Raw genomic sequence first — 23,670 nt, forward strand, 5'->3', positions numbered from 1 at the left:
CTGTAAAACAAAAAGGCGAACGTGATGTTCGCCTTTGCCTGGAGGTGGTGGGTGCTGACGGGCTCGAACCGCCGACCTACGCCGTGTAAGGGCGCTGCTCTACCAACTGAGCTAAGCACCCCACCTGAAACAGGAACTCAGTTCAACGCATCCTTCAATGCCTTGCCTGGACGAAACTTTGGCACTTTGGCCGCCTTGATTTTAATCGCGGCGCCGGTGCGCGGATTGCGGCCGGCACGGGCTGCGCGCTTGCCGACTGCAAAGGTGCCGAATCCTACCAGCGAAACCGTACCACCCTTTTTCAGCGTGGTCTTCACCGCGCCGATGGTGGACTCCAAGGCCCGCGTCGCGGCGGCCTTGGAAATGTCAGCATGCTTCGCGATGTGTTCGATCAATTCGGTTTTATTCACAAGGAGCCCCTCAATCTAATTTGTTTCAATACGCCAGATTTAAAATGGCCCCCTGCCTGGGGCTCTACGGTGCGTAGAGCAACCAGTACAGGAGACCACGTAACTTTGCAGCGCCGCTGCCCATGCAATTAAAACCACGGACCTCGCAGGTGTCAATCGGCCAAACAGCTTATCGGCGGCGCGGAGGCGGATTCTAGACGGTTTTACGGCCCGTCTCTCACGTCAAAGTGCAAATCCGCGCGGCCCGACGAAGCCCCCATTCCATGGCTGCTGACCGGGCCGCTCACAGGGCCGCGGCGATGGCCCGCCCGACATCGGCCGTGCTCGCGCTGCCGCCAATATCAGGCGTGCGCGGCGCACCGCTGGCCGGCTCCAGCACTTTCTCGATCGCGGCCAGCACGGCGTCGTGCGCGTCCTTGTGGCCGAGGAACTCGAGCATCATCGCGCCGCACCAGATCTGCCCGATCGGGTTGGCGATCTGCTTGCCCGCGATGTCGGGCGCCGAGCCGTGCACCGGCTCGAACAGGGACGGGAACTTGCGGGACGGATTGAGGTTGGCGCTGGGCGCGATGCCGATGGTGCCGGTGCAGGCCGGCCCCAGGTCGCTCAGGATGTCGCCGAACAGGTTGCTGGCCACCACCACGTCGAAGAAGTCGGGCCGCTGCACGAAATGCGCGGTCAGGATGTCGATGTGGAACTTGTCGAGCCGGATGTCCGGATAGGCCTGGCCCATCGCCGCCACGCGTTCGTCCCAATAAGGCATGGTGATGGCGATGCCGTTCGATTTGGTGGCGCTGGTCAGGTGCTTCTTGGGCCGCGACTGCGCCAGCTCGAAGGCGAATTTCAGTACGCGGTCGACGCCGACGCGGCTCATCACCGTCTCCTGCATCACGATCTCGCGCTCCGTGCCTTCGAACATGCGCCCGCCGATGCTCGAATATTCGCCCTCGGTGTTCTCGCGCACGATGTACATGTCGATCTCGCCGGGCTGGCGCGGGCTGCCGTCGCGCCGCACCACCGGCGCGATGATGCCGGGCATCAGCCGTGCTGGCCTGAGGTTGATGTACTGGTCGAACTCGCGGCGGAACAACAGCAGCGAACCCCACAGCGACACGTGGTCGGCGATCTTCTCGGGCCAGCCCACGGCGCCGAAGTAGATCGCGTCGTGCCCGCCGATCTGGTCCTTCCAGTCGTCGGGCAGCATCTTGCCGTGGCGCTCGCAGTAGTCCCAGCTCGAGAAATCGAAGTGGTCGAATTTCAGGTCGATGTCGAACTTGCTGGCCGCGGCCTCCATCACGCGCAGGCCCTCGGGCATGACTTCCTTGCCGATGCCGTCGCCGGCGATCACGGCGATCCTTTTCTGCCCGGTCTTCTGGCTGGTCTTCTGATTCATGGTCTCTCTCCTTAACGTTGGACGAACAGAATTCAGTGGCGGCTGCGCACCACCAAGCTCACGCCGAGCGCGGTCAAGGCGGTTCCGGCCAGCGTCAGGACGGTGATCGGCTCGCCGAACAACACCCAGGCCATCAAGGCCGTGGTGGGCGGCACGAGGTACAGCAGGCTGGTCACCGCGGTGGCCGCACCGCGCTGGATCAGCAGGTACAGCAGCGAGCTGCCACCCAGCGTCAGCACCAGCACCGACCAGGCCATCGAGGCGATCAGCGGCGCATTGAAATGGATCGACTCCTGCTCGAGCCAGACGGCCAGCGGCCAGGTCACCACACAGGCGGCGAGGTTCTGCACGAGGTTGGCCGTCGGCACGGCACAGGGCTTGAGAAAGCGCTTCTGGTAGAGCGTGCCGACGGTGATGCTGAGCAGCGCGCCCAGCGCCAGCAGGAAATTGAACGGATGGATTTCACCCAGCCCGAGCTTCTGCCAGACCACCAGCGCCAGCCCGGCAAGGCCGAAGGCCAGCCCCAGCCATTGCACCTTGCCGACCCGTCCGCCGCGCGCCGACACCCACACGGCGGTGAGCACCGGCTGCAGCCCCACCAGCAGCGCGATCAGGCCCGCGCCCATGCCCAGCTTGACGGCGCTCCACACGCCGCCCAGGTACATCGCATGCATGAGCATGCCGGTGACGGCCAGGTGCTTCCACTGGCCACGGTCGCTCGGCCAGGCCGCCCTGGACATGCGCGCCCACACGCCGAAACACAACACCGAAAGCCCGAACCGCAGCGCCAGGAACTTGAGCGGCGGCGCATGCGGCATGCCGTAGCGCGCGACGATGAACCCCGTGCTCCAAATCACCACGAACACCGCCGGCATGACGCGCAGCCAGGCGTTGGCCGTGGCCGCCTGCGCCGACCCGGCGGCCGGATTCATTTGGTGCGCGCCCTGATCTCGGGCAGGGCCTTGCGCAGGTAATAGACCATGGACCACACCGTGAGCACGGCCGACACCCAGATCAGCCAGGTGCCCCACAGCTGGGTATTGATGCGGCCGAACAGCACGCCATGGAACAGCAGGAACGGGATCGCCACCATCTGCGCCACCGTCTTGAGCTTGCCGACCATGTGCACGGCCACGCTGCGCGAGGCGCCGATCTGCGCCATCCATTCGCGCAACGCCGAGATGGCGATCTCGCGGCCGATGATGATCAGGGCCACGAACACGTCGGCGCGCTGCAGGTGCACCAGCACCAGCACACTCGCGCAGACCAGGAACTTGTCGGCCACCGGGTCCAGGAAGGCGCCGAAGGACGAGGTCTGGTTGAGCCGGCGCGCGAGAAAGCCATCGAGCCAGTCGGTCGCGGCGAAGACCACGAACATCACGGTCGCGATCAGGTTGCGGTGGGCTTCGTCGAGGGGCAGGTAGAACACCCCGACGATCAAAGGGATCGCGACGATGCGCGTCCAGGTCATGATGGTGGGGATGGTCCAGAACATGGGGGGCGATTGTGGCATTAACGCAGGGCGCGGTAGATTTCCTCGGCCAGTTCGCGCGAAATCCCGTCGGCCTTGGCGATGTCGTCCACGCTGGCCGCGGCCACGCCGCGGATGCCGCCGAAGCGCTGCAGCAGGCTGGCGCGCTTCTTCGGGCCCACGCCGGGGATCTCCTCCAGCTTGCTGCCGCCCACGCGCACCTTGGCGCGCGCGGCGCGCATGCCGGTGATGGCGAAGCGGTGCGCCTCGTCGCGGATCTGGGCGACCAGCATCAGGGCCGCGGAGTCGCGCGCCAACGTGGCCTTGTGGCGGCCGTCGGCGAACACCAGTTCCTCCAGGCCGACCTTGCGGCCCTCGCCCTTCTCCACGCCGACGATCAGGCCGATGTCCAGGCCCAGGGTTTCGAACACGGACTTGGCCATCGACACCTGGCCCTTGCCGCCATCCACGAGCACCAGGTCCGGCATGCGGGCCGTGGCCGGCGTGGCCGGCGCCACCAGCGCATCGGCCACCGCCTGCGCATCGGGCTCCGCCGCCTTGGCGTCGGCCGTCACGGCCTGCCCATCGTCCGGGGACTGCAGCACCTCGGGCTCGGCCTGGGCGAACTTGATGTAGCGCCGCGTGAGCACCTGCCGCATCGCCGCATAGTCGTCGCCCGGCGTGATGCCTTCGATCTTGTAGCGCCGGTATTCCGAGTTCTGCATCTTGTGGTGGTGGAACACCACGCACGAGGCCTGCGTCGACTCCCCGGCCGTGTGCGAGATATCGAAACATTCGATGCGAAAGTTTTCCAGCTCGTCGGGTGCGAGATCGAGTGCATCCACCAGCGCCCGCGTGCGCGCCTGTTGCGAGCCTTCCTCGGCCAGCAGCCGCGCCAGTTGCAGGCCGGCGTTCTTCTGCGCCATCTCCAGCCACTGGCGGCGCTGCTCGCGCGGGTTGTGCACGGCGGTGAGCCGGCTGCCGCTCTGCGAGGACAGGGCATCGAGCAGCGGCTTGCCCACCGGCTCGCTGGTGATCAGCGTGGGCGGCACCGGGATGTCGATGTAGTGCTGGGCGATGAAAGCCTCGAGCACCTGCACCTCCACCGGCTGCTGCACAGCACCGCCCTCGCCTTCCACGTCGGCGGCCTGCAGCGCCACGGCATCCTCCACATGGGTCGGGAAGTAAGCCCGGTCGCCCAGGTGCCGCCCGCCGCGCACCATGGCCAGGTTGACGCAGGCACGCCCGCCCTGCACCTTCACAGCGAGAACGTCCACGTCCTTGTCGGACACGTTGTCCACCGTCTGCTGGTGCAGCACGGTGGACAAGGCCGACATCTGGTTGCGCAGCTCGGCCGCCTGCTCGAATTCGAGCCGTTCGGCATGTTCCATCATGCGGTCCTGCAGGCCCTTGAGCACCTCGGCTGTCTCGCCGTCGAGGAACCGCTCCGCGTTGAGCACGTCCTCGGCATACGCGGCCGGCTCGATGTAGTTCACGCACGGGCCGGAGCAGCGCTTGATCTGGTACAGCAGGCAGGGCCGCGTGCGGTTGCTGAACACCGTGTCTTCGCAGGTGCGCAGGCGGAACACCTTCTGCAGCAGCAGGATCGATTCCTTCACCGCCCAGGCGCTCGGGAACGGGCCGAAGTAGCGGTGCTTCTTCTCGACCGCGCCGCGGTAGTAGGCCACGCGCGGGTAAGTCGCGGCCTGGGGCTGGGGGGACGGCACCGAAGGCAGCCTGGCCGGCAGCGCCGTGATCTTCAGGTAGGGATAACTCTTGTCGTCGCGGAACAGGATGTTGTAGCGCGGACTCAGGGCCTTGATGAGGTTGTTCTCGAGCAGCAGCGCCTCGGCCTCGGAACGCACCACGGTCGTCTGCATCGAGGCGATCTGGCCGATCATGTGGCCGATGCGGGTGCCGCCCTGTTCGCGCTGGAAATAGGTGCTCACGCGCTTCTTGAGGTTCTTGGCCTTGCCGACATACAGCACCGCGCCGTCCTTGTCGAAGTAGCGGTAGACGCCGGGCAAGGCGGGCAGCGCAGACACCTGCGCCAGCAGTTCTTCGGAATGCAAGCTGGACATGGCGCGTATTGTCACCGCTTCGCCGGGCGCTTTCAGGCATCGGCATCGATCACCGCAGTGCTATTCAATCGATAGCTACACCCGCTTGATGAAAGCGCGCCGCAGGACTTTTTGGTTATTAATCGGCTTCAATCTTGGAGGACTTCACCACGACCGCCCAACGCGCCAGGTCGGCTTTCACGCGGTCCCCGAGTTGCTGCGGGTTCTGGTAGTCGGCCGTGGCGCCCTGCTCCTCGGCCTTCTGCTTGAAGGCCGGCGTGTTGACGACCTTGCCGATCTCGGCCGTGAGCTTGTCGACCACGGGCTTGGGCGTGGCCGCCGGCACGAACACGCCGAACCAGGAGGTGGCATCCACGTTCGGATAACCCGCCTCGGCCGTGGTCGGCACGTCGGGCAGGCTCGCCAGCCGCGTCTTACCGGTGACGGCCAGCACCCGCAGCTTGCCGGCCTGGATGTGCGGCATGAACGGCGGCGCGGTGCCGAAGGTCAGGTCGACCTGGCCGCCGAGCAGGTCCTGCAGCGCCGGGCCCGTGCCCTTGTACGGCACGTGCACCATGTGGATGCCGCCCTGCTGCTCCAGCATGGCGCCGGTCACGTGCTGCAGCGAGCCGTTGCCCGACGAGGCGTAGTTCAGCTTGCCCGGATGCGCCTTGGCATAGGCCACGAGTTCGGGCAGCGTCTTCACCGGCAGCTCGGCGCGCACCACGATGATCTGCGGCGCGGAAATCACGTTGGCCACGGGCTGCAGGTCTTTCTGTTCCCACTGCTGCGCCGTCTTGCTGACCAGCGGCGTGATCACGTGGTAGCCCGAGTACTGCATGAGGATGGTGTAGCCGTCGGCCTCGGCGCGCTTCACATAAGAGGCCGCAATGTTGCCGTTGCCGCCGCCGCGGTTGTCCACGATGACCGACTGGCCCAGCGCCGGGCCGAGCGGCAGCGCCAGCATGCGCGCCGAAAGGTCGGTGGTGCCGCCAGCCGCGGTCGGCACGACCATGGTGATGGTCCTGGCCGGGTAGACGCCCTGGCTCCCCTGTGCGTGGGCCGTGCCGAAGCCGGCGCCGACGAGTGCAGCGATCAGCAGCGTGTTGAATTGTTTGCGTGTGGTGGTCATGTTGTCTCTTTGGTAATGGTGTGGGGACTCAATCGATCTTGGCGCCGGTTTCCTTGACGAGCACGCCCCAGCGCGCCAGGTCTTTCTGCACCAGCGCCGCCAGTTGCGCCGAGCTGCCCTTCAGCGGTTCGCAGCCGACGACGCCCAGTTGATCGAGCACCTCCTTCTGGTCGAGCGCGCGCGCCACCTCGGCCTGCAGCCGGGCCACGATGGCCGGCGGCGTGCCGGTGGGCGCGAACATGCCGTACCACGGCGTCTGCCCGAAGCCTTTCAGGGTCTCGCCGATGGTCGGCGTATCCGGCAGGGCCGCCACGCGTTTCTCGTTCACCACGCCCAGCACCTTGAGCTTGCCGCCCTTGATGAAGGCGATGGACGAAGGCAGGCTCTGCACCGACAGCGGCACCTGGCCGCCCACCACGTCGGTGGCGGCCGCGGCCGAACCCTTGTACGGAATGTGCTGCAGGCTGATGCCGGCCGCGCGCTGCAGCATTTCGCCGATCAGGTGGTTCAGCGTGCCGTTGCCGGCCGAGGCGATGGCGTATTTGCCCGGGCTGGCCTTGGCCAGCGCAATCAGTTCGGCCACGTTGTTCGCCGCAAAGGCGGGGTTGGCCACCAGGGCATAGCCGGCCGTGGCCAGCGGCGCCACGGGCTCGAAGTCCTTCACCGGGTCGAAGCCGGTGTTCTTGTACAGCCAGGGGTTGATGACCTGCGCGCTGTCGGCCGTGACCAGCAGGGTGTAGCCGTCGGGCTTGGCCCTGGCCGTGGCCGCCGTGCCGACGTTGCCGCCGGCGCCGGGCCGGTTGTCCACCAGCACGGTCTGGCCGAGCTGCTCGGTGAGCCGGTGCGCGACGACGCGGGCGATGGCGTCGTTGGCGCCGCCCGCGGCCTGCGGCACCACGAGGGTGATGGGCTTCGACGGGAACTTGTCCTGGGCATTGGCGGCCAGGCTCAGCCAACCACCCAGCACGAGCAGCGTGGCACGGCGCGAAAGCAAGTGGGAAATACGCATCTTTTTGTCTCCTTCGTTGTGGTGAACGGTTCAGCCGCGCGCCAGCGCGCGTTCGCGGATGGCCTCGAAATCGGCCGGCACGGGATGCAGGTCGAGCCGACGGCCGGCCTTGACGATCTGGCTCGGCACGTCATGGCCCACGAGTGCCGGCAGCCAACGTGCGGCCCCCAGCAGCTTGTCCTGATCCACGCCCGTGGCATAACCCATGAGTTCGAGCGCATGCACGATCTCCTCGGTGCAGACATTGCCCGTGGCGCCCGGTGCATACGGGCAGCCGCCGAGGCCGCCGAGGGACGCATCGAAACGGTCGGCGCCGGCGTCGATCGCGGCCAGCACATTGGCCAGCCCCATGCCACGCGTGTTGTGAAAGTGCAGCGTGAGTTCGGTGGCCGGCCAGCGTGCACGGAAGGCTTCGGTCAGCGCCGCCACCTGCGAAGGATAGGCCATGCCCGTGGTGTCGCACAGCGTGACGCCGCGCACGCCAAGGTCGACGAAGCGCGCGGCCCAGTCGAGCACGACCTCGGCCGGCACGTCACCCTCCATCGGGCAACCGAAGCTGCAGGACAGCGACACGTTCAAAGCCGGGCCGTTGGCCGTCGCTTTGGCCAACGCGATCACGTCGGCCAGTGCGGCGAACGACTGGGCACGCGTCATGCGCAGGTTCGCCAGGTTGTGCGTCTCGCTGCACGACATCACCAGGTTGAACTCGTCGGCGCGGGCATCGATGGCGCGCTCGGCGCCGCGCACATTGGGCACCAGGGCGCTGTAGACCACGCCCGGCCGGCGCTGGATCTCGCGCAGCACGGTTTCCGCATCGCGCAGCGCGGGAATGGCCTGCGGCGAAACGAAGGCCGTGACCTCGATCTTGGCCAGGCCCGCATCCGACAGCGCATTGACCAGTGCGATCTTGTCCTCGGTCGGCACGAAGACCGGCTCGACCTGCAGGCCGTCGCGTGTGCCCACTTCCTGGATGTGGATGGGGCGCTGGGAACCTCGCCAAAGCTTGTTTCCAGTATTCATGCAACAACTCCTTTTTCACGCAGCAAGGCGATCTGTTCGGCGGTGAGACCGGCTTCCTTGAGCACCGCATCGGTGTCGTCGCCGACGTGCGGCGCGCTCGACCGGATCGTGCCCGGCGTGGCCGAGAGCTTGGGCACGATGCCCGGCACCTCGACCGTGTAGCCGTCGCGCGTCTGCTGCTGCAGCAGCATGTCGCGCGCCCGGAAATGCGGGTCCTCGTGGATGTCCTTCGCGGTGTAGACCTTGCCGGCCGGCACGCGCGCGGCGTTCAGCGCATCCAGCACCTGCTGCACCGTGCGCGGCGCACTCCAGGCGCCGATGGCCGCGTCGATCTCGGCCACGCGCGCCACGCGGCCGGCGTTGTCGGCCAGGTCGGGCGCGGCGGCCAGGTCGGGCCGGCCGATGGCTTCCATCAGGCGCTTGAAGATGCTGTCGCCATTGCCGGCGACCAACACCCAGCCATCGGTGCAGGCATAAGCGTTCGACGGCGCGATGCCCGGCAGCGCGCTGCCCGCGGGCTCGCGCACCGCGCCGAAGGCGCTGTATTCGGGCACCAGGCTTTCCATCACGTTGAACACGGCCTCGTGCAGCGCCACGTCGATCACCTGGCCCTGGCCGCCGTTGACCTTGCGGTGGTAGAGCGCCGTCAGCACGCCGATGGTGCCGTGCAGCGCGGCCAACGTGTCGCCGATGGACACGCCCACGCGCACCGGCACCCGGCCCGGCTCGCCGGTGAGGTGGCGCAGCCCGCCCATGGCCTCGCCGATGGCACCGAAGCCCGGCAGGTCGCGGTAGGGGCCGGTCTGGCCGTAGCCCGAGATACGCAACATCACCAGGCCGGGGTTGAGGCGGTGCAGTTCCTCCGGCGACATGCCCCAGGCTTCGAGCGTGCCGGGGCGGAAGTTCTCCACCAGCACGTCGGCCTCGGCAATCAGCCGGCGCGCGATGTCCTGGCCCTCCTTCTGGCGCAGGTCGAGCGCGATCGAGCGCTTGTTGCGCGACTGCACCTGCCACCACACGGAGGTGCCCTCCTTGATAAGCCGCCAGTTGCGCAGCGGGTCGCCGCCGCCGGGCGCCTCGATCTTGATCACGTCGGCGCCGAATTCGCCGAGCGTCTTGCCGCAGAACGGGCCGGCGATGAGCTGGCCCATTTCCACCACCTTCACGCCCTGCAGCGCGGCGGGCGTGAGTGGACTGGAGGGGTCTGGCATGAATTTGTCTCCGCCAAGTTGTTCGAAGGCGCCGATGATTCCAGCAAGCGGGCCGCGCGTAAAACGCTGAAGTGCGAAGCTGCCATCGCAAACCGGCATGGCAGCGGCAACACCGCTACGAACACCGCTACGAACACCGCTACCATGGCCGCATGAAACTCGATCCCGTGTCCCTGCGCCTGTTCGTGGCGGTGATGGAGGACGGCACCATCGCCGGCGCAAGTGCACGCGAACATATCGCGCCCTCGGCCGCGAGCCGGCGGCTGTCCGAGCTCGAAGCCGGGCTGCGCGTGGACCTGTTCGCGCGCAGCAACAAGGGGGTCACGCCCACGGCGGCGGCGTTCGCGCTGCTGCACCTGGCGCGCGGCGTGCTCAACGACATGGACGGCATCGCCAGCCAGATGCGCGACTACGGCGCGGGCATGCGCGGCCACGTGCGCGTGGTGGCCAATATCTCGGCGATCACGCAGTTCCTGCCCGCCGAGCTGCAGCGCTTCATGGCCGCGCACCCGCAGGTGGACGTGCGGCTGCAGGAGCAGATCAGCACCACGGTCGCCCATTCGGTGGCCGAGAACGCGGCCGACATCGGCATCTTGAACCGCGGCAGCTACGGCGAGAACGTGGTGCTGCTGCCCTACCACGGTGACGAGCTGGTGCTGATCGTGCCCGCCGCGCACGCGCTCGCGCGACGCAAGTCCGTACGTCTGGCCGAGGCACTGGCGAACGATTTCGTCGGCATGCACCCGGGCAGCGCGATCAACAACCAGTTGATCCGCGCGGCGGCCGAGGCCGGCCTGCCGCTGAAGCTGCGGATGCAGGTCACGGGCTATGACGCGCTGTGCCTGATGGTCGCCGCCGGCCTGGGCATCGGCGTGATGCCGCGTGCCAGCGCCGCGCTCTACGCCGCCACGCTGAAGATCCGCGCGGTGACGCTGGCCGAGCCCTGGGCGAAACGCGAACTGGCGCTGTGCGTGCGTTCGCTGGAATCGCTCTCCAGCGTGGCGCGGCTGCTGGTCGACTACCTCAGCGCATCCGTCGCCCACCAGCACGGCGAGGCCTGAGCGATGCGCTGGGACATCTTCTGCCAGGTCATCGACAACTTCGGCGACATCGGCGTGGCGTGGCGGCTGGCGGCGGATCTCGCGGGCCGCGGCGAGCAGGTCCGCCTGTGGGTCGACGACGCCCGCGCGCTCGCCTGGATGGCGCCCGAAGGCTGCGCGGGCGTGCAGGTGCTGGCCTGGGCACAGGCGCTCGATGTGGCGCTGGTGTCGGGCCTGCCCGGGAGCGATGTCTGGGTGGAAACCTTCGGCTGCGACCTGCCCGCCGAATTCGTCGCGGCCGGCGCATCCCGCATCGCTGCCGGCATCGGCCGCCCGGTCTGGCTCAACCTCGAGTACCTGTCGGCCGAGCCCTATGTGGAGCGCAGCCACGCCCTGCCCTCGCCCGCGCGCGGCGCCCCGGTCGCCGGTGGCATGAAATGGTTTTTCTACCCCGGCTTCACGCCACGCACCGGCGGGCTGCTGCGCGAACCCGACCTGCGGCAGCGCCAGGCGGCTTTCGATGCACCGGGCTGGTTGGCGCAACTGAGGCCACGGCTGCGCTGGGAGCCCCGCTCCGCCCGCCCCGCAGCCGCCGCCAGGCTGGTGTCCCTGTTCTGTTACGAGCCGGCCGCGCTGGCGGCGCTGCTGCGCCAGCTGGACGAGGCCGAGACGCCCACGCACTTGCTCGTGACCAGCGGCCGGGCCACGGCGGCGGTCCAGGCGATTCTTGATGATCAAAACAGCTTCAACCGCAGTATTAACGGGCGCAGCCAGCTATCGATTTCATACCTGCCGATGCTGACGCAGCGCGACTACGACCACCTGCTGTGGGCCTGTGCGCTCAACTTCGTGCGCGGGGAAGACTCGGTGGTGCGCGCCATCTGGGCCGGCCAGCCCTTCGTCTGGCAGATCTACCCGCAGGAAGATGGCGTGCACCATGCCAAGCTCGACGCCTTCCTCGACCGGCTGCAGGCGCCTGCGAGCCTGCGCGCCGCGCACCATGCGTGGAACGGACCAGCCGCCGGCGCGGCGCTGCCCGACATCGCGCAAAACCTCGCCGGTTGGCGGCAGACCGTGCACGAGGCTGGCGCCGGATTCGGCGCGCAAGCCGACCTCGTCACCGCCCTGCTTCAATTCGTGCTGGAAAAACGATAAAATTCAAGGCTTTGCGAAAACTCGCCGCCCCGCTGGCCATGCCTGCGTGTCTTCACGCCGACACGGCCCGCGCCGCTCCGAACCCCTTCCCCTACCGCCGCGCGCATGCCTCGACCCTGAAGCGTCGAAGCCTTGCACGGCCCAACCACTAGAAACTGCTATGAAAATCGCTCAAGAAATCCGCGCTGGCAACGTGATCATGCACGGCAAGGACCCGATGGTCGTGCTCAAGACCGAATACAGCCGCGGCGGCCGCAACTCGGCCACCGTGCGCATGAAGCTCAAGAGCCTGATCGCCAACTTCAACACCGAACAGGTGTTCAAGGCCGACGACAAGGTCGACCAGGTCATCCTCGACAAGAAGGAATGCACCTATTCCTACTTCGCCGACCCGATGTACATCTGCATGGACTCGGAATACAACCAGTACGAAGTCGAAGCCGAAAACATGGGCGACGCGCTGAACTACCTCGAAGACGGCATGGAACTCGAAGTCGTGTTCTACGAAGGCAAGGCCATCTCGGTCGAACTGCCCACCAGCGTGCAGCGCGAAATCACCTGGACCGAACCCGCCGTCAAGGGCGACACGTCCGGCAAGGTGCTCAAGCCCGCCAAGATCGCTACCGGCTTCGAATTCGGCGTGCCGATCTTCGTCGCGCAAGGCGACAAGGTCGAAATCGACACCCGCACCGGCGAATACCGCAAGCGCGTCTGATGTTGCCGCTGCTTCGGCAGCGCGCTGCGTCAGCTCAAAAGGCTCCTTCGGGAGCCTTTTGAATTTCTGGATTCCCGCTGCTGGCAATGGCTGCGCGACCGCACTGCCGCAGCCAGTCGCAGAATGCCTGCGCCTCTTCGTCATCGGCGGCCTGCGACGAAAGAATCCAGTAAAACTCTTTCTCGTGCAGCCGCACTTGCGGAAACGGCGTGACCAGCAGGCCGCTGGCCAAGGATTCCGCCACCAGGTAGGGATTGGCCAGCGCGACGCCCAGCCCCTGCATCGCGGCCTGCACACCGAGGTGCGCATGGTCGAACACCAGCTCGCCCACGGGGCGCATCGGCGCCACGCCGGCGCCACGCAGCCAGTCCCGCCAGACCAGCGGCGCCGAGCGGCTCACCAGCAAGGTGTGGCGGCGCAGATCGGCGGGCTCGGTCAGTGGCCCGGTTCGCGCGAGCAGCAGGGGGCTGCAGACGGGCGTGAGCGCATCGGGCAGGAAGCCGCCAAACACCACGCCTCGCCAGTTCGGCCGTGCGCGCAGCATGGCCAGCTCGTTCGCCGACAGGCAGCGCACCGACACATCGAAAGCCGCGGGCTCGAAATCGAGCACGCTGACGGTGGTGGCCAGGCGCACATCAGTGTGCGGCCGCTCTGCGCAGAAGCCCGCGAGCTGCGGGATGAGCCACTGCGCCGACAACGTGGGCATGGCATTTACCGACAGCGTGCCATTGCGCCGTGTGAGCCGTTCGATGCGACCCGTGGCATGCGCCAGCAAGTCGAACGCGTTGCTCAGCTCGGGCAGATAGGCCGCGCCCTGCGCCGTGAGCGCGAGATGTCGGCCTTCGCGCCGCATCAGGGCCACGCCCAGCCATTCCTCCAGCGCCTTGATCTGGTGGCTCACCGCACCCTGCGTCACGCTGAGTTCCTGTGCGGCACGCGTCACGCTCTGCAGCCGTGCCGCGGCCTCGAAGGCGCGCAGGTTGTTCAGCGAGGGTAGGCGGCGCGCCTGCTGGAGCGGCGCACTGCTCGCGGGTCTGGAGCGCATATTCATGAGTTTAATTCATGCTTCACGAAGAATAAGTCGATATTCGCCACGGCCGTTCTTTTCTACGATGCGGGCATGATCCAACACAACCTAATAGATTTACTCATCATATACCGGGGTGGCGCGAGTACCTTGGACGCGCCGTTTGGCCAGTGCGCGCCGGACGCCCTGCCGTCGGACGCAATGGCACCTCTGCAGCTGCCTCGCACGGCGAATGCAATCCCGAGGCTGCGACCCTCGCCGAGCGCCGACAATGCAAGCCTTCACCTTGCCGCCTCCGGCTTCACGCCCTCACCGCCCGCACAGCATTCATGAACCTCCCAGCCGGCCACGCCAGCGCCAAGACCATCGCCCATTTCGTGCCCAAGGCCATCGTGCCGACGGCCGAGCAACTGGCCATCCAGATCAGCCCGGCGCGCATGGCCATCGTCGAGGCCAATGCGGGCGCGTCCAAGACCACGGTGCTGGCGCTGCGCATGGCCGAGGCCTGGACGCGGCATACGCATCCCGACAACATCCTGGCGCTCACCTACACCGAGGCGGCGTCCACGGCGCTGAAGGCGGCGCTGCGCAAGCTCGGCGTGGCCGCGGCCGTGGTGGCGCAGTTCCGCATCGCCACCTTCGAGGACTTCTGCACCGAAGTGCTGGCCGAGATCGAAGGCGGTGCGGTGCCGGTGTACACCGAGGCCGAGCAGCTTAGCCCCTTCATCTGGCAGGCGGTGGACTGGGTGGCCGAACACCCCGGCGCGCGCTGGCGCTCCGAGCTGCTGATGCCCACGCTGGGCGACCACGGCATGACGGACGCCTTCCTGCAGCAGGCCGAGGTGCTCAAGGGCACGATGGCCGATCTGCTGCAGCGCGAGGAACAGACGGTTTCGCCCGACTACGCGGCCTCCATCGGCGTCGAATACACCCAGCTCAGGATCTTCCTGGCCTTCGAGAAGATCCGACGCGCCAATCCCGAGAAGCCGGCTTTCCGCAGCCGCCAGGACGCAACCTACGACCTGGCCTGCATGATCCATGCCGGCGAGGCGCTCAGGCACCATGCGCGCTGGCCCAGGACCGCCCGCGTCATCGTCGTCGACGAGATGCACGACATGAACCAGGCCATGTTCACCGTGCTCCAGGCCTTGCTGGCCAGCAACCGCGCCTTCTTCTGCGGCGTGGGCGACATCGACCAGGTGATCCACAAGGCGGCCGGCGCCGACGCCCGCTTCATGCGCACCGAACTCGCCGCGCAGAACACCCACAACACGGTGTTCTATCCGCTGACGCACAGTTTCCGCTTCAGCGCCACGCTGGCCGGCCTTGCCGGTCGTATTGCCGGCAAGCCGTATGCATCGATGGCATCACACGACACCGAGGTCGCGGTGGTTCGATACCAACACACCGCCGACTGCGCACAGCAGGTGGTGCAGGCCGCTCAGGCCTGGAAGGCCCGGCCCAAGGCGAAGATGGCCGAATTCGCCGTGCTGCTGCGGCACGCGCACCAGTCGGTCGAGATCGAGAACGCGCTGATCGAGGCCGGCATTCCCTACACCACGCAAGGCTTCGACAGCTACGTGATGCGGCCCGAGGTGCTGTTCGTGCGCGGCCTGCTGGCCGTGGCCGCCGACGACCTGAGCAGCGTGGCCGTGGAAGCCACGCGCCGCGAGGTCATGCGCGCGCTGATGTTCTTCTCGGCTTCGCGCATCCAGGTCGAGGGCCGCGAACGCGAATCGCAGCAGGATCTGCTGGACGACGCGATCCGCAGCGTGACCGACAACCCGCTGTTCCTCACCTCGTTCTTCGAGAACCAGATCCTGCGCAACGCCGAGCCCGCCACGCGCCAACGCCTCGCCGCGGCGGTGCAGGTTGCGCGCAGCCACAGCGGCCCGGGCCTGCTGCAGGCGCTGCTGGCCGCACTGCAGATCCAGGCGCTGGTCAACAACGTGCTGGTGTCGCACCAGCGCCGGATTGAGGCCGCGGCCAACCTGGCCTGGCTGGCCCGCGCGGCGGAGCGTTTCGCCAGCCCCACACAGTTCTTCCAGCACCTGAACGCCGCCGAACAGAAGCAACGCGAGAGCAAGAACGCGAAGGCCGCCAGCCTCGTGCTCGCGAGCATCGCCAGCGTGAAGGGCCTGGAGTTCGACTGCGTGTCGCTGCCCTATCTCGCCCAGGGCGAATTCCCCGCGCCGCATGCGGACGCCCAGGAAGAGCTGAACACGCTCTACGTCGGCATCACGCGTGCGCGGCGCTTCCTGACGCTCCACGCCAGTGCCGAGCGGCCGAGCGAATTCATGGGGCGGATCGAGAAGAAGGCGCCCGGCAAAAAGGCCCCCTGAGGAGCCTTTATCAAGCGAAAGACGGACGACCCTTCAGCACGGCCGTCGGGCGTAAGTCCGTTGAAATCCCAGCATTGAAACGTGAAGGTGTGAAGAAACCGTAGCGAGCGCCCCGAGGCTGTGCCGAGGACCGGAGCTGTACAAATGTACTGCGAGGACCGCAGGTGCAGGATCGGGGCGCGCAGTAGGTTTATTCATACCTTCACTTCTTCAACAACACCTTCAGCACGTTCTGCATGCGCCGCGCGTTGCCGGCGTCGAAGCTGCTGGCCCAGACCTTGGCCGCGTCCTGCGCCCAGGTCTGCGCGGGGGAAGGATCGTTGCGGCGGGTGAGCAGTTGCAACTGCAGCATCCGGCGCGCGCTCACGTGTTCGGCCGGCGTCGGCGCTTCGGCGGCAATTTCCAGGCGCAACAGGGCTTCGGCCGTGGCCTTGTCGTCGGCCTTCGGTGCTGCGGCCAGGCTTTGCGACCAGGCGCTGCGCGTGGCGGGCGTGACGCCGTGGCCCAGGGCCTGCACGGTCGGCAACTGTTCCACGTCGCGCTTCTCCCAGGCGGCCAGCAGTTCGGTCAGGACTTCGCCATGGGCCTGTGCGGCCAGCTTCTTCAACGCCAGCTGCGCGTGCTCCAGGGCTTCGCGCTGGGCGCGGAAGGCCACGTCGCCCAGGCGCGGGCCGCGGTCTTCGAAGGCCGGGCGGTCGCCGAAGCGGCCACCACCGTCGCGGCCGTCGCGCGAAGGACGGTCGCTGCGGATCGGCTCGAACTTGTTGTCGCCGGGACGCGGCGCGCCGCGCGGGCCGTCCTTGCGGTCGCCGAACTTGCCGCCGCGGCCCGCGGCTGCGGGCTCGGTCTTCTTCATGCCCGGGCGGTCGTCGCCGCGCATCGCCACCACCGGCTTGCGCGCGGGTTTCGGTGGCTCCACAGGCGCCGGGGCTTCCGCCGCCACAACGGCCTGTGCTACGTTTTCAGAAGCAGACTGCGCAGATTCGGCGGGCGCTGCGGGCTGATTTTCCTCAGAAATTTCAGCGGCTGGCGCGGCGGCCTGCGATTCGGCCTGGGCCGCGGATTGGGCTGCGGCATCGGCCTTGTCGGCGTTCACCACGGCCTGGGCCTGGGCCTGGCCGCGCAGCGCGGCGTCGAGGCCGTTCATCGCGGCGCGGATCTTGCCGGCGTCACCGGTGGCATTGGCGGCTTCGAGGGCCTTGGCGGCTTCGAGCACGATGCGGTCGCGGTCACTCAGGGCGCTTGCGGCCTTCTCGCGCTCTTCGGTCTTGCGGTTGAAGGCGTCGTCGATCGGTTTGCGGAACGCGTCCCACAGCTTCTGCTCGAACTTGCGGTCCATCGGCACACCTTGCGCCTCGGCCTGCCAGCGTTGCTGCAATGCCTTCACGGCGTCGATGCGCAGGACCGGCGCAGCGCCGAGCACCTTGGCCTCCTCGATCATGGCCTGGCGGCGCTCGACGCTTTGCTTCTGCAGGTTTTCCAGCGGCGCGGCGGCCAGGCCGATGGCCTCTTTCCACAGCGGCTGCATCTCGGCGAAGGCTTTTTCGCCGAGGTGGCCGGCTTCGCGCCAGCGGTCGCCGAACTGGTGCAGCACGCGGTTGAAGCCCTTCCAGTCGCCATCCTTGGCGGTGGTGTTCTCGGCCGCCCAGGCTTTCACCTCCTCGATCAGTGCCAGGCGCTGGGCCTTGTGCTCGGCGGATTCGGCCTTGACCTTCTCGAGCCAGGCCTCGACCACCTTGTGGGCTTCGTTGCAGGCGTCGTCGAAACGCTTCCACAGCGCATGGTTGGGCACGCCACCCTGGTCGGTCTGCTTCCACTGCTCGCGCATGGTGCGCAGGGTTTCCTGCATCTTGCGGCCACCGAGCGCATGGCCTTCGGGGCGCTTGAGCAGGCCTTCGGCCTTGATCAGCAGTTCTTCGCGCAACTGGTCCGCGCGCCAGCGCTGCCAGCCTTCGAGCTCACCGGCGGCGGCGAGCGCGGCCTGCGCGGCATTGCTCAGCTTTTCGTCGACGAGCTTGTTGTGTTCCTTGAGCGCATTGCGCAGCGCGGCGGCGGCGCCGGCGCTGGCCTTGCCGTGGCCTTCGGCGACTTCCTGCTCAACCTTGGTGAGCGCGTCCTGCACGGCCTTGTTGGCGGCTTCGCGCTGGGCCGGGTCGACAGGCGCACGCGGCGCGCGCTGGTTCTGTGCGGGCTTGGCTTCCGCTTCGGCGGGCACGCCGCGCACCACGCGCAACTCATCGGCCCAGACGGTCACAGGCGGCAGCGGCGCGTTGTTGTCTTCCGCGGCCGTGACGGTCAGCGCGAGCGCGCCCTGGAAGGCTTCCCAGACGACCAGCAACTGGCCACGCGAGGCATCGAGCATCGTCGGGAACTTCGGATCCACGCTGGCCCAGTTGGCGTCCACGGCCAGCGCGCCGGCCTGCTCCTGCCAGTGGCTCACGTCGCTGCGCAGCACTTCGAGCGCGGCCTGGGCGTCGCGCCAGGGCTTGGTCGACAGGACCTCGATGCGCTGGGCCAGCAACACCGCGGCCTCGCGCTGCACCTGCACGCGGTGCTGCAGGTCTTCGATGCCCTTGACGCGGTCGGCGAGTTGCACCTTCAACGAAGCCAAAGGTTCCTTGCTCAGCGGCGCACCGGCCTTGGCCGCATCGCGCTGCCAGGCCATCGCGTCAGCCATGTTGAGCTTGGGCAGTTCCAGCAGGGCCGAGGCCTTGCGCGCCCATTCGGCGGCCAGCACTTCCTGGCCCTTGGCGCGCTTGAGCTCGTCCAGCTTTTCACGCAGCGGCTTGGCCGCGCCGCGATCGCGCACGCTGATCTCGGTGAACACCTGCTGGATCTGCTCGGCCGACGGGTTGCCCGCGAGCCAGTCGCGGATGCGCTGCGCACGTTCGCCGGCGGTCTGCGCGGAGAAGGCGCCGCCGGTCAATGCGTCGAGCGGATGCGGTTCCTGGGATTTGGTGGGCGTGGTCACGGTTTTTTCTGCTGGGGTTGCGGGCGTGGATTTGGGTACGGAAAAGCCGAACATGCAATCAGTCTCTGGGTAAGCCGGGAGGCGAGGCGGCAGGCGCCGCCAGGGGAAAATACATCGACAAAAACAAGCGGCCTCCATGGCCGCCGGCCCCGCAAGGCGCATGCGTCCAGTTGGGGGCTAAACGGCTATTTTCGCCGCTTTTTGCCGGAGCTTCAAAATGGCCCCGCAGTACGGGTGTTCACACTAGGGTGTGGCCAGGCTCAAGTCGGCGCGCGGCGTCCATTTGGTGTCGCCGCCGACGTCCTTCGGCGCACCGAGAAAGAGGCGCTCCAGCGGCAGCTTCTGCGCCGCCAGGTAGTCGCGCACCACCACGCCGCGCTGTACCGCGAGCTGGTGCATCTGCTGCTCGGACACCTGCAGGTTGGCCAGCAGCAGGTCTTCCATTTCCTTCACCGGCAGGTCCTTGGCCAGGCCGATCAGGTTGCGTGGCTTGGGGAAATCCGCGCGCTTGTACACGGCCTTGAGCAGCTCGGGATATTCGGCATCGCTGACGGTGATATCGGCCGTGCCGTCCGACGCGGCAGACGTGGACGCGGTCGATGCGCTGCCGGCATTGCCCGCCACCACGCTGTTGCGGCGCTTCTCGGCGCTGACCATGCGCTGCAGGCGCTGCCGCTTGTAGGCTTCGCGCTCGATCTCCAGGCTCGAGGTGCCGACCACCGTCATCTTGAGCGCCGGCCGGTCGGTCAAGGCCTTGGCCACCTTGTCGAGCCCTTGCTGCGCCTCGGCCGAAAGTTGCGCGCTGCCCGGGGCAAAGGCGACCTCGCTCAATTCCTGGCCTCCGCCGCCGAACGCATTGGCCAGCAGGCTGAACGGTGCGGTGACGGCCTTGACGATCAGGTTGCCGAGGATCTTCCAGATCACCGGCCCGATGCGGAACTGCGGATCGTTGAGCGAGCCGCTCAGCGGCAGGTTCAGGTCGATCACGCCGTTGCGGTCGGCCAGCAGGGCCACGGCGAGTTTCACCGGCAGGCTGGTGGGCGCGCCGGCCACGGGCTCGCCGAAGGTGAGCTGGTTCAGCACGATGCTGTTGGTGGCGGTGAGCTGGCCGTCGGGCTGGACCACGTAGTGCACATCCACGCTCATCTTGCCGCGTTCGATGCCGTGGCCCACATATTTGACGGTGTACGGCGACAGCGGCGGCAACTCCAGGTCGCGCACCTTGCCGACGATGTCCAGCGCCAGCGGCTTGGCCAGCGGGTTGAGCTTGCCCTGGATGTCGAGCGACGCCGTGCCCTCGGCGCGGCCGCGCAGTTCCAGGTCGGCCAGTTGCGGCGCGCCTTCGGGCTGCACGCTGGAAAAGGCGCTGAGCTTGCCGGTGAGTTCGCTGAGGTTGGCCGTGTAGTTGGGCTTGACGAACCGGTCGGAGAACAACACGCGGCCATTGACCAGGCTGATCGGGCCGAAGCGCACCACGGCCGCCGGGCCGGACTCGGCACGTGCCACCGACGGGGCGGATGCCGAAGCGGCCGGTGACGTGACGGCCCGGGCCGGGGCGCTTGCCGCGGGCGTCCCCGCCGCGGCCGCCGGCGTGCTCGCCGGATCGGAAGACTTCACCAGGTCCTGCAGGTTGATGCGGCCGTTCTCGTTGACGATCACCCGTGCGTAGAAATCGGTGAGCGCGGTTTCCTTGACTTCGACCGCCGTGGGTTTGCCCGGCGCCATGGCCACGTCGAGGCCGCGCAGGTTCAGCACCTTCCAGCTCAGCAGTTCGCGACCGCGTGCGGCCACGGCAGCCGCCGCCGGCTCCTCAGGCGTTGGGGCGGGGGCCGGGCCACGGGCCGAGGCCCCCTTGCCCGATGCCGCCGACGAGGCCGGTGCAGCCGCGGTCGGCACGCTGGCGGCACTGTTGGCACGGAATTCCTCCAGTGTGGTGTCGCCGGTGAGCTTGAGCGTCGGGCCGGCCGCCGCCTGGGCAAAGTGCAACTGGCCCTTGAAGCTGGTGTCGGCACGCACCAAGTCGATGTTCAGGGCGCCGCCGAAGTACGGCTCGAAGGCATGCAGCGGAAACTGCGCGATGTCGACCTGACCCTGCGTCGCCAGCGGCTGCAGGGTCAACGTGCCGCGGTAGGACAGGCGGCCCGGCTCCGTGCGGCCCGCGGCGATGCGTGCGGCCACGGTGAGCGGCGACGGCGTGGCGCTGCCGGGCGCGATGTTCTTCATCTGCACCTCCAGGCCGGTCAACTCGAATGACACCGGCCTCGCGGGCGCCTGGTCGAGCATGGCGATGCTCCCCCCTTCGACCGCGAGGTCCGCGATCGCCACGCGCCAAGGTGAACTGCCGCCCGCGGCGGTGGCTGGGGCGGACTTGCCCGGTGACGCTTCTGCGGCGGGCGGTGTCTTGAGCCAGGCTTCATACATCCACCGCTGGTCGCTGCCGCGCTCCAACCGGGCCACGGGCCGGGTGACCGCAATACGCCCCAGCTTCACGCTGCGCTGTGCCAGGTCGACGTCCGCGCCGGTGATCTGCAGCTTCTGGATGCTGGCGAGACTGCTGGCCGTGGTGGCTGCCGACGCCGCCGCGCTGCGCTTGCCAGTCGCAGCCGCCGCGCCCGTCAACGCCAATCCGTCGAGCGACAGCTGCCGCGCGTCGATCTTCAACAGGTCGGGCGCCTGCCAGTCGACGTCGACCTCGGCACTGAGTTGGCCATCGAGCCGCGGCTCGAGGAAGGAAGCGAGGTACGGCGCGGCCAGCGACAGCGGCACGCCGCCCGCCGTGGCATGCAGGCTGGCGGCCTTGTCGGTGGCCGAGCCTTTGAAGGTGATCGGACCGAGCGGTATCGGCACCGGAGACGCGGACGCTTTGCCGGTGGCCTTCTTGCCCGCGCCGGCATCCGCCCGGGCCACAGGCGCGACCACCGCCGTGGCCGGATCGAGCGCGGCCGAGCCCTCGAATTGCAGCGGCGGCGTGTCGCTGGCGAACGGCCAGTTGATCTCGGTCGCCTCGAGGCCGACATCGCGCAGCGCCACCGTGGCCGACTTGGCCTGCAGCAGCGCCATCTCGTCGGTCCAGCGCACCGCGCCGCCCTTGAGACTGAGTCGGGCCAGTTCCAGGTGCCAGGCCGGCGCATCCTTCGCGGCCGGGGCGCTGGCGGCGCTGGCGGCGCTGGCGGCACTGGCAGAACTGGTGGAAGGCGCTGCTTTCTCGGGCGCGGCGGACGCCGATGGCAGGCTGGCCGGGCCGATCAGGTTCAGCCGGCCAGCCGCATCCCGGTGCACTGCGATCTGCGGCGCGCTGAGCTCCACCGCCGACAGTTTCACGATCTGCTCGAGCGGGCGCACGTCGTCGAGCACCACCTTGAGCGCATCGAATGCCACGGCGTCGCCGCCGCGCGCGTCGGCCGCCTTCACGTGTTCGGCCTGCACCACCCCGCTGAGCCGCACCGACAGCTTGGGCTGCTGCTCGAACTGCAGCCGCAGATCGGCCTGCAGCGCGCCGCCCTGCAGCTTCAACGGCAGGTTGTCGGGCAGATAGCCCAGGTAGGGCGCGAGGTCGAAATTGGCGAGCTTGAAGCTGGCGTCTGTCTTGCGCGAAGCCGAGAACGGCGTGGTCTGCGCGGCGGAATCGAAGCGGCTGCCGTTGAATTCGAAGGCCAGGTGCGGCTCCACCTTGATCTCGCGCTGGGAGTCGAGGTTGCTCAGGAAAGGTACGGCCAGGTGCATGTTGTCGAGCTTGTGCGTCCTGTGGGCCAAGGCCTCGTCGTTGAATTCGATGGTGCCGCCCTTGAGTTCCACGTTGTACAGCGCGAAGTGCATCGGCTCGCCGGGTGGCTTGCCGCTTGGCGCCCCAAGGCGCGCGAGGATGTCGTCGATGTCGTAGCGTCCTGCGCCAAGCCGCGTCAGGCGCAGTTTGGGCTCCTCGATCGAGATCGCATCCACCACCGGCGCCAGCCGCGCCAGGGAAATGAGCGCTGCATCTATATAGATACGCTTGATCTGCAACTGGGGCGGCGCTGCGGGGGTGGCCGGGTCGCCGGCGATGGCCAGCTCGTCGACCACGAGCTCAAGACTCCAGGGCTCGAAACCGATGCGGCCGATGCTGAGCTTGCGCCCCAGTTGCTCGCTGCCGATGCGTTCGGCCTGGCTGCGCAACAAGGGCGGCAAGGCCAGCCAGCCCAGGGCCCACAGCACCAGCAGGCCCACGACACACCACAACACGCGCCGCAGCCATTTGTGCCGCGAGATCAGATCGAATTTCATGCGCCCGATTTTGATCGCAGATCGGACTGTCCAGAAGCATCGGATGTAAGCGCGGGTTCAAAAATCCGGGCGCCCAAATGAAAAGCCCGGACGGCAGGAATGACCCTTGCCGCCGGGCTGGGCGACTGAACTAAGGTCCGTGTCGCCTGGGTTCGCAACAGGGAGAGTGATGTCCCTGGTTGCGGCGGAGGCAAGAGATTGCCCCCATGGTGGACCGGGGCTGCTTCGCGCCATCATCGCTTGGTGTCAGATGGCTGCTGGCTCCTACCGGTTGGGTGTCTGCCGTTGCAGACGTCTTCACTCTAGTCCACTGCGCGGACGAATTCAAAACAGACTTTTCAATCGTTGGAGAGGCCATCATTGGTCCGTTTGTATTGACAAATCTCCGGAAAACGGCCGATCAACTGCCCGCTGCCTGCAACTGTCGGACCATTCCTACACAACGACCGTTGGT

At 67.6% G+C, this 23,670-nt stretch carries 16 protein-coding genes and 1 tRNA gene; 4 read left to right on the forward strand and 13 right to left on the reverse strand.

What is annotated here, in order from left to right; genetic code table 11:
• Positions 1-45 precede the first annotated feature (45 nt).
• From RD110_RS18855 to RD110_RS18900, 10 genes are all read right to left on the reverse strand, one after another.
• Positions 46-121, reverse strand: a tRNA-Val gene (locus RD110_RS18855).
• 16 nt (positions 122-137) lie between these two features.
• A complete protein-coding gene (locus RD110_RS18860; protein WP_076201061.1) occupies positions 138-410 on the reverse strand; it encodes an HU family DNA-binding protein in 273 nt (90 codons plus the stop codon).
• 283 nt (positions 411-693) lie between these two features.
• Positions 694-1,803 (reverse strand): tartrate dehydrogenase, encoded by a 1,110-nt coding sequence (locus tag RD110_RS18865; protein WP_076201062.1) that lies wholly within the window; start codon positions 1,801-1,803, stop codon positions 694-696.
• Between the two features lie 32 nt (positions 1,804-1,835).
• Entirely contained in the window at positions 1,836-2,735 is a 900-nt protein-coding gene (locus RD110_RS18870) for a DMT family transporter (RefSeq protein ID WP_076201064.1), read from the reverse strand.
• A complete protein-coding gene (pgsA, locus tag RD110_RS18875) occupies positions 2,732-3,298 on the reverse strand; it encodes a CDP-diacylglycerol--glycerol-3-phosphate 3-phosphatidyltransferase (RefSeq protein WP_076201066.1) in 567 nt (188 codons plus the stop codon). The genes RD110_RS18870 and pgsA overlap by 4 nt, the downstream gene beginning before the upstream one ends.
• Before the next feature lie 17 nt (positions 3,299-3,315).
• Positions 3,316-5,355: an excinuclease ABC subunit UvrC gene (uvrC, locus tag RD110_RS18880; RefSeq protein ID WP_076201067.1), complete on the reverse strand. Its 2,040-nt coding sequence runs from the start codon at positions 5,353-5,355 to the stop codon at positions 3,316-3,318.
• A gap of 118 nt (positions 5,356-5,473) precedes the next feature.
• Entirely contained in the window at positions 5,474-6,466 is a 993-nt protein-coding gene (locus RD110_RS18885) for a Bug family tripartite tricarboxylate transporter substrate binding protein (RefSeq protein WP_076201069.1), read from the reverse strand.
• Positions 6,467-6,494: 28 nt separating this feature from the next.
• The gene (locus RD110_RS18890; protein ID WP_076201070.1) at positions 6,495-7,475 is read right to left on the reverse strand and encodes a Bug family tripartite tricarboxylate transporter substrate binding protein; all 981 of its coding nucleotides are present in this window, start codon (positions 7,473-7,475) and stop codon (positions 6,495-6,497) included.
• Positions 7,476-7,505: 30 nt separating this feature from the next.
• Positions 7,506-8,495 carry a hydroxymethylglutaryl-CoA lyase gene (locus RD110_RS18895; protein ID WP_076201072.1) on the reverse strand — a complete coding sequence of 330 codons (990 nt, stop codon included), beginning with the start codon at positions 8,493-8,495 and terminating at the stop codon, positions 7,506-7,508.
• The gene (locus tag RD110_RS18900; RefSeq protein WP_076201073.1) at positions 8,492-9,706 is read right to left on the reverse strand and encodes a CaiB/BaiF CoA transferase family protein; all 1,215 of its coding nucleotides are present in this window, start codon (positions 9,704-9,706) and stop codon (positions 8,492-8,494) included. The genes RD110_RS18895 and RD110_RS18900 overlap by 4 nt, the downstream gene beginning before the upstream one ends.
• Before the next feature lie 152 nt (positions 9,707-9,858).
• Between RD110_RS18900 and RD110_RS18905 the strand changes: the two genes are divergently transcribed.
• From RD110_RS18905 to efp, 3 genes are all read left to right on the forward strand, one after another.
• A complete protein-coding gene (locus tag RD110_RS18905; RefSeq protein WP_076205280.1) occupies positions 9,859-10,767 on the forward strand; it encodes a LysR family transcriptional regulator in 909 nt (302 codons plus the stop codon).
• 3 nt (positions 10,768-10,770) lie between these two features.
• The gene (gene earP / locus RD110_RS18910) at positions 10,771-11,901 is read left to right on the forward strand and encodes an elongation factor P maturation arginine rhamnosyltransferase EarP (protein WP_076201075.1); all 1,131 of its coding nucleotides are present in this window, start codon (positions 10,771-10,773) and stop codon (positions 11,899-11,901) included.
• Between the two features lie 160 nt (positions 11,902-12,061).
• Entirely contained in the window at positions 12,062-12,616 is a 555-nt protein-coding gene (gene efp / locus RD110_RS18915) for an elongation factor P (protein WP_076201076.1), read from the forward strand.
• A gap of 34 nt (positions 12,617-12,650) precedes the next feature.
• On the opposite strand, the gene gcvA is transcribed toward efp, so the two are convergent.
• On the reverse strand, positions 12,651-13,661 hold the full coding sequence (gcvA, locus tag RD110_RS18920; RefSeq protein WP_076201078.1) for a transcriptional regulator GcvA: 1,011 nt from the start codon (positions 13,659-13,661) through the stop codon (positions 12,651-12,653).
• Positions 13,662-13,972: 311 nt separating this feature from the next.
• On the opposite strand from gcvA, the gene RD110_RS18925 reads away from it, so the two are divergent.
• Positions 13,973-15,985 (forward strand): 3'-5' exonuclease, encoded by a 2,013-nt coding sequence (locus RD110_RS18925; RefSeq protein WP_076201080.1) that lies wholly within the window; start codon positions 13,973-13,975, stop codon positions 15,983-15,985.
• A 202-nt stretch (positions 15,986-16,187) separates the two neighbouring features.
• On the opposite strand, the gene RD110_RS18930 is transcribed toward RD110_RS18925, so the two are convergent.
• Together RD110_RS18930 and RD110_RS18935 are read right to left on the reverse strand one after the other, a co-directional pair.
• Entirely contained in the window at positions 16,188-19,010 is a 2,823-nt protein-coding gene (locus tag RD110_RS18930; RefSeq protein ID WP_076201081.1) for a DUF349 domain-containing protein, read from the reverse strand.
• Positions 19,011-19,199: 189 nt separating this feature from the next.
• On the reverse strand, positions 19,200-23,216 hold the full coding sequence (locus RD110_RS18935) for a DUF748 domain-containing protein (RefSeq protein ID WP_076201083.1): 4,017 nt from the start codon (positions 23,214-23,216) through the stop codon (positions 19,200-19,202).
• Positions 23,217-23,670: the final 454 nt, after the last annotated feature.

Source organism: Rhodoferax koreense (genome assembly GCF_001955695.1).
Taxonomy (GTDB): domain Bacteria; phylum Pseudomonadota; class Gammaproteobacteria; order Burkholderiales; family Burkholderiaceae_C; genus Rhodoferax_B; species Rhodoferax_B koreensis.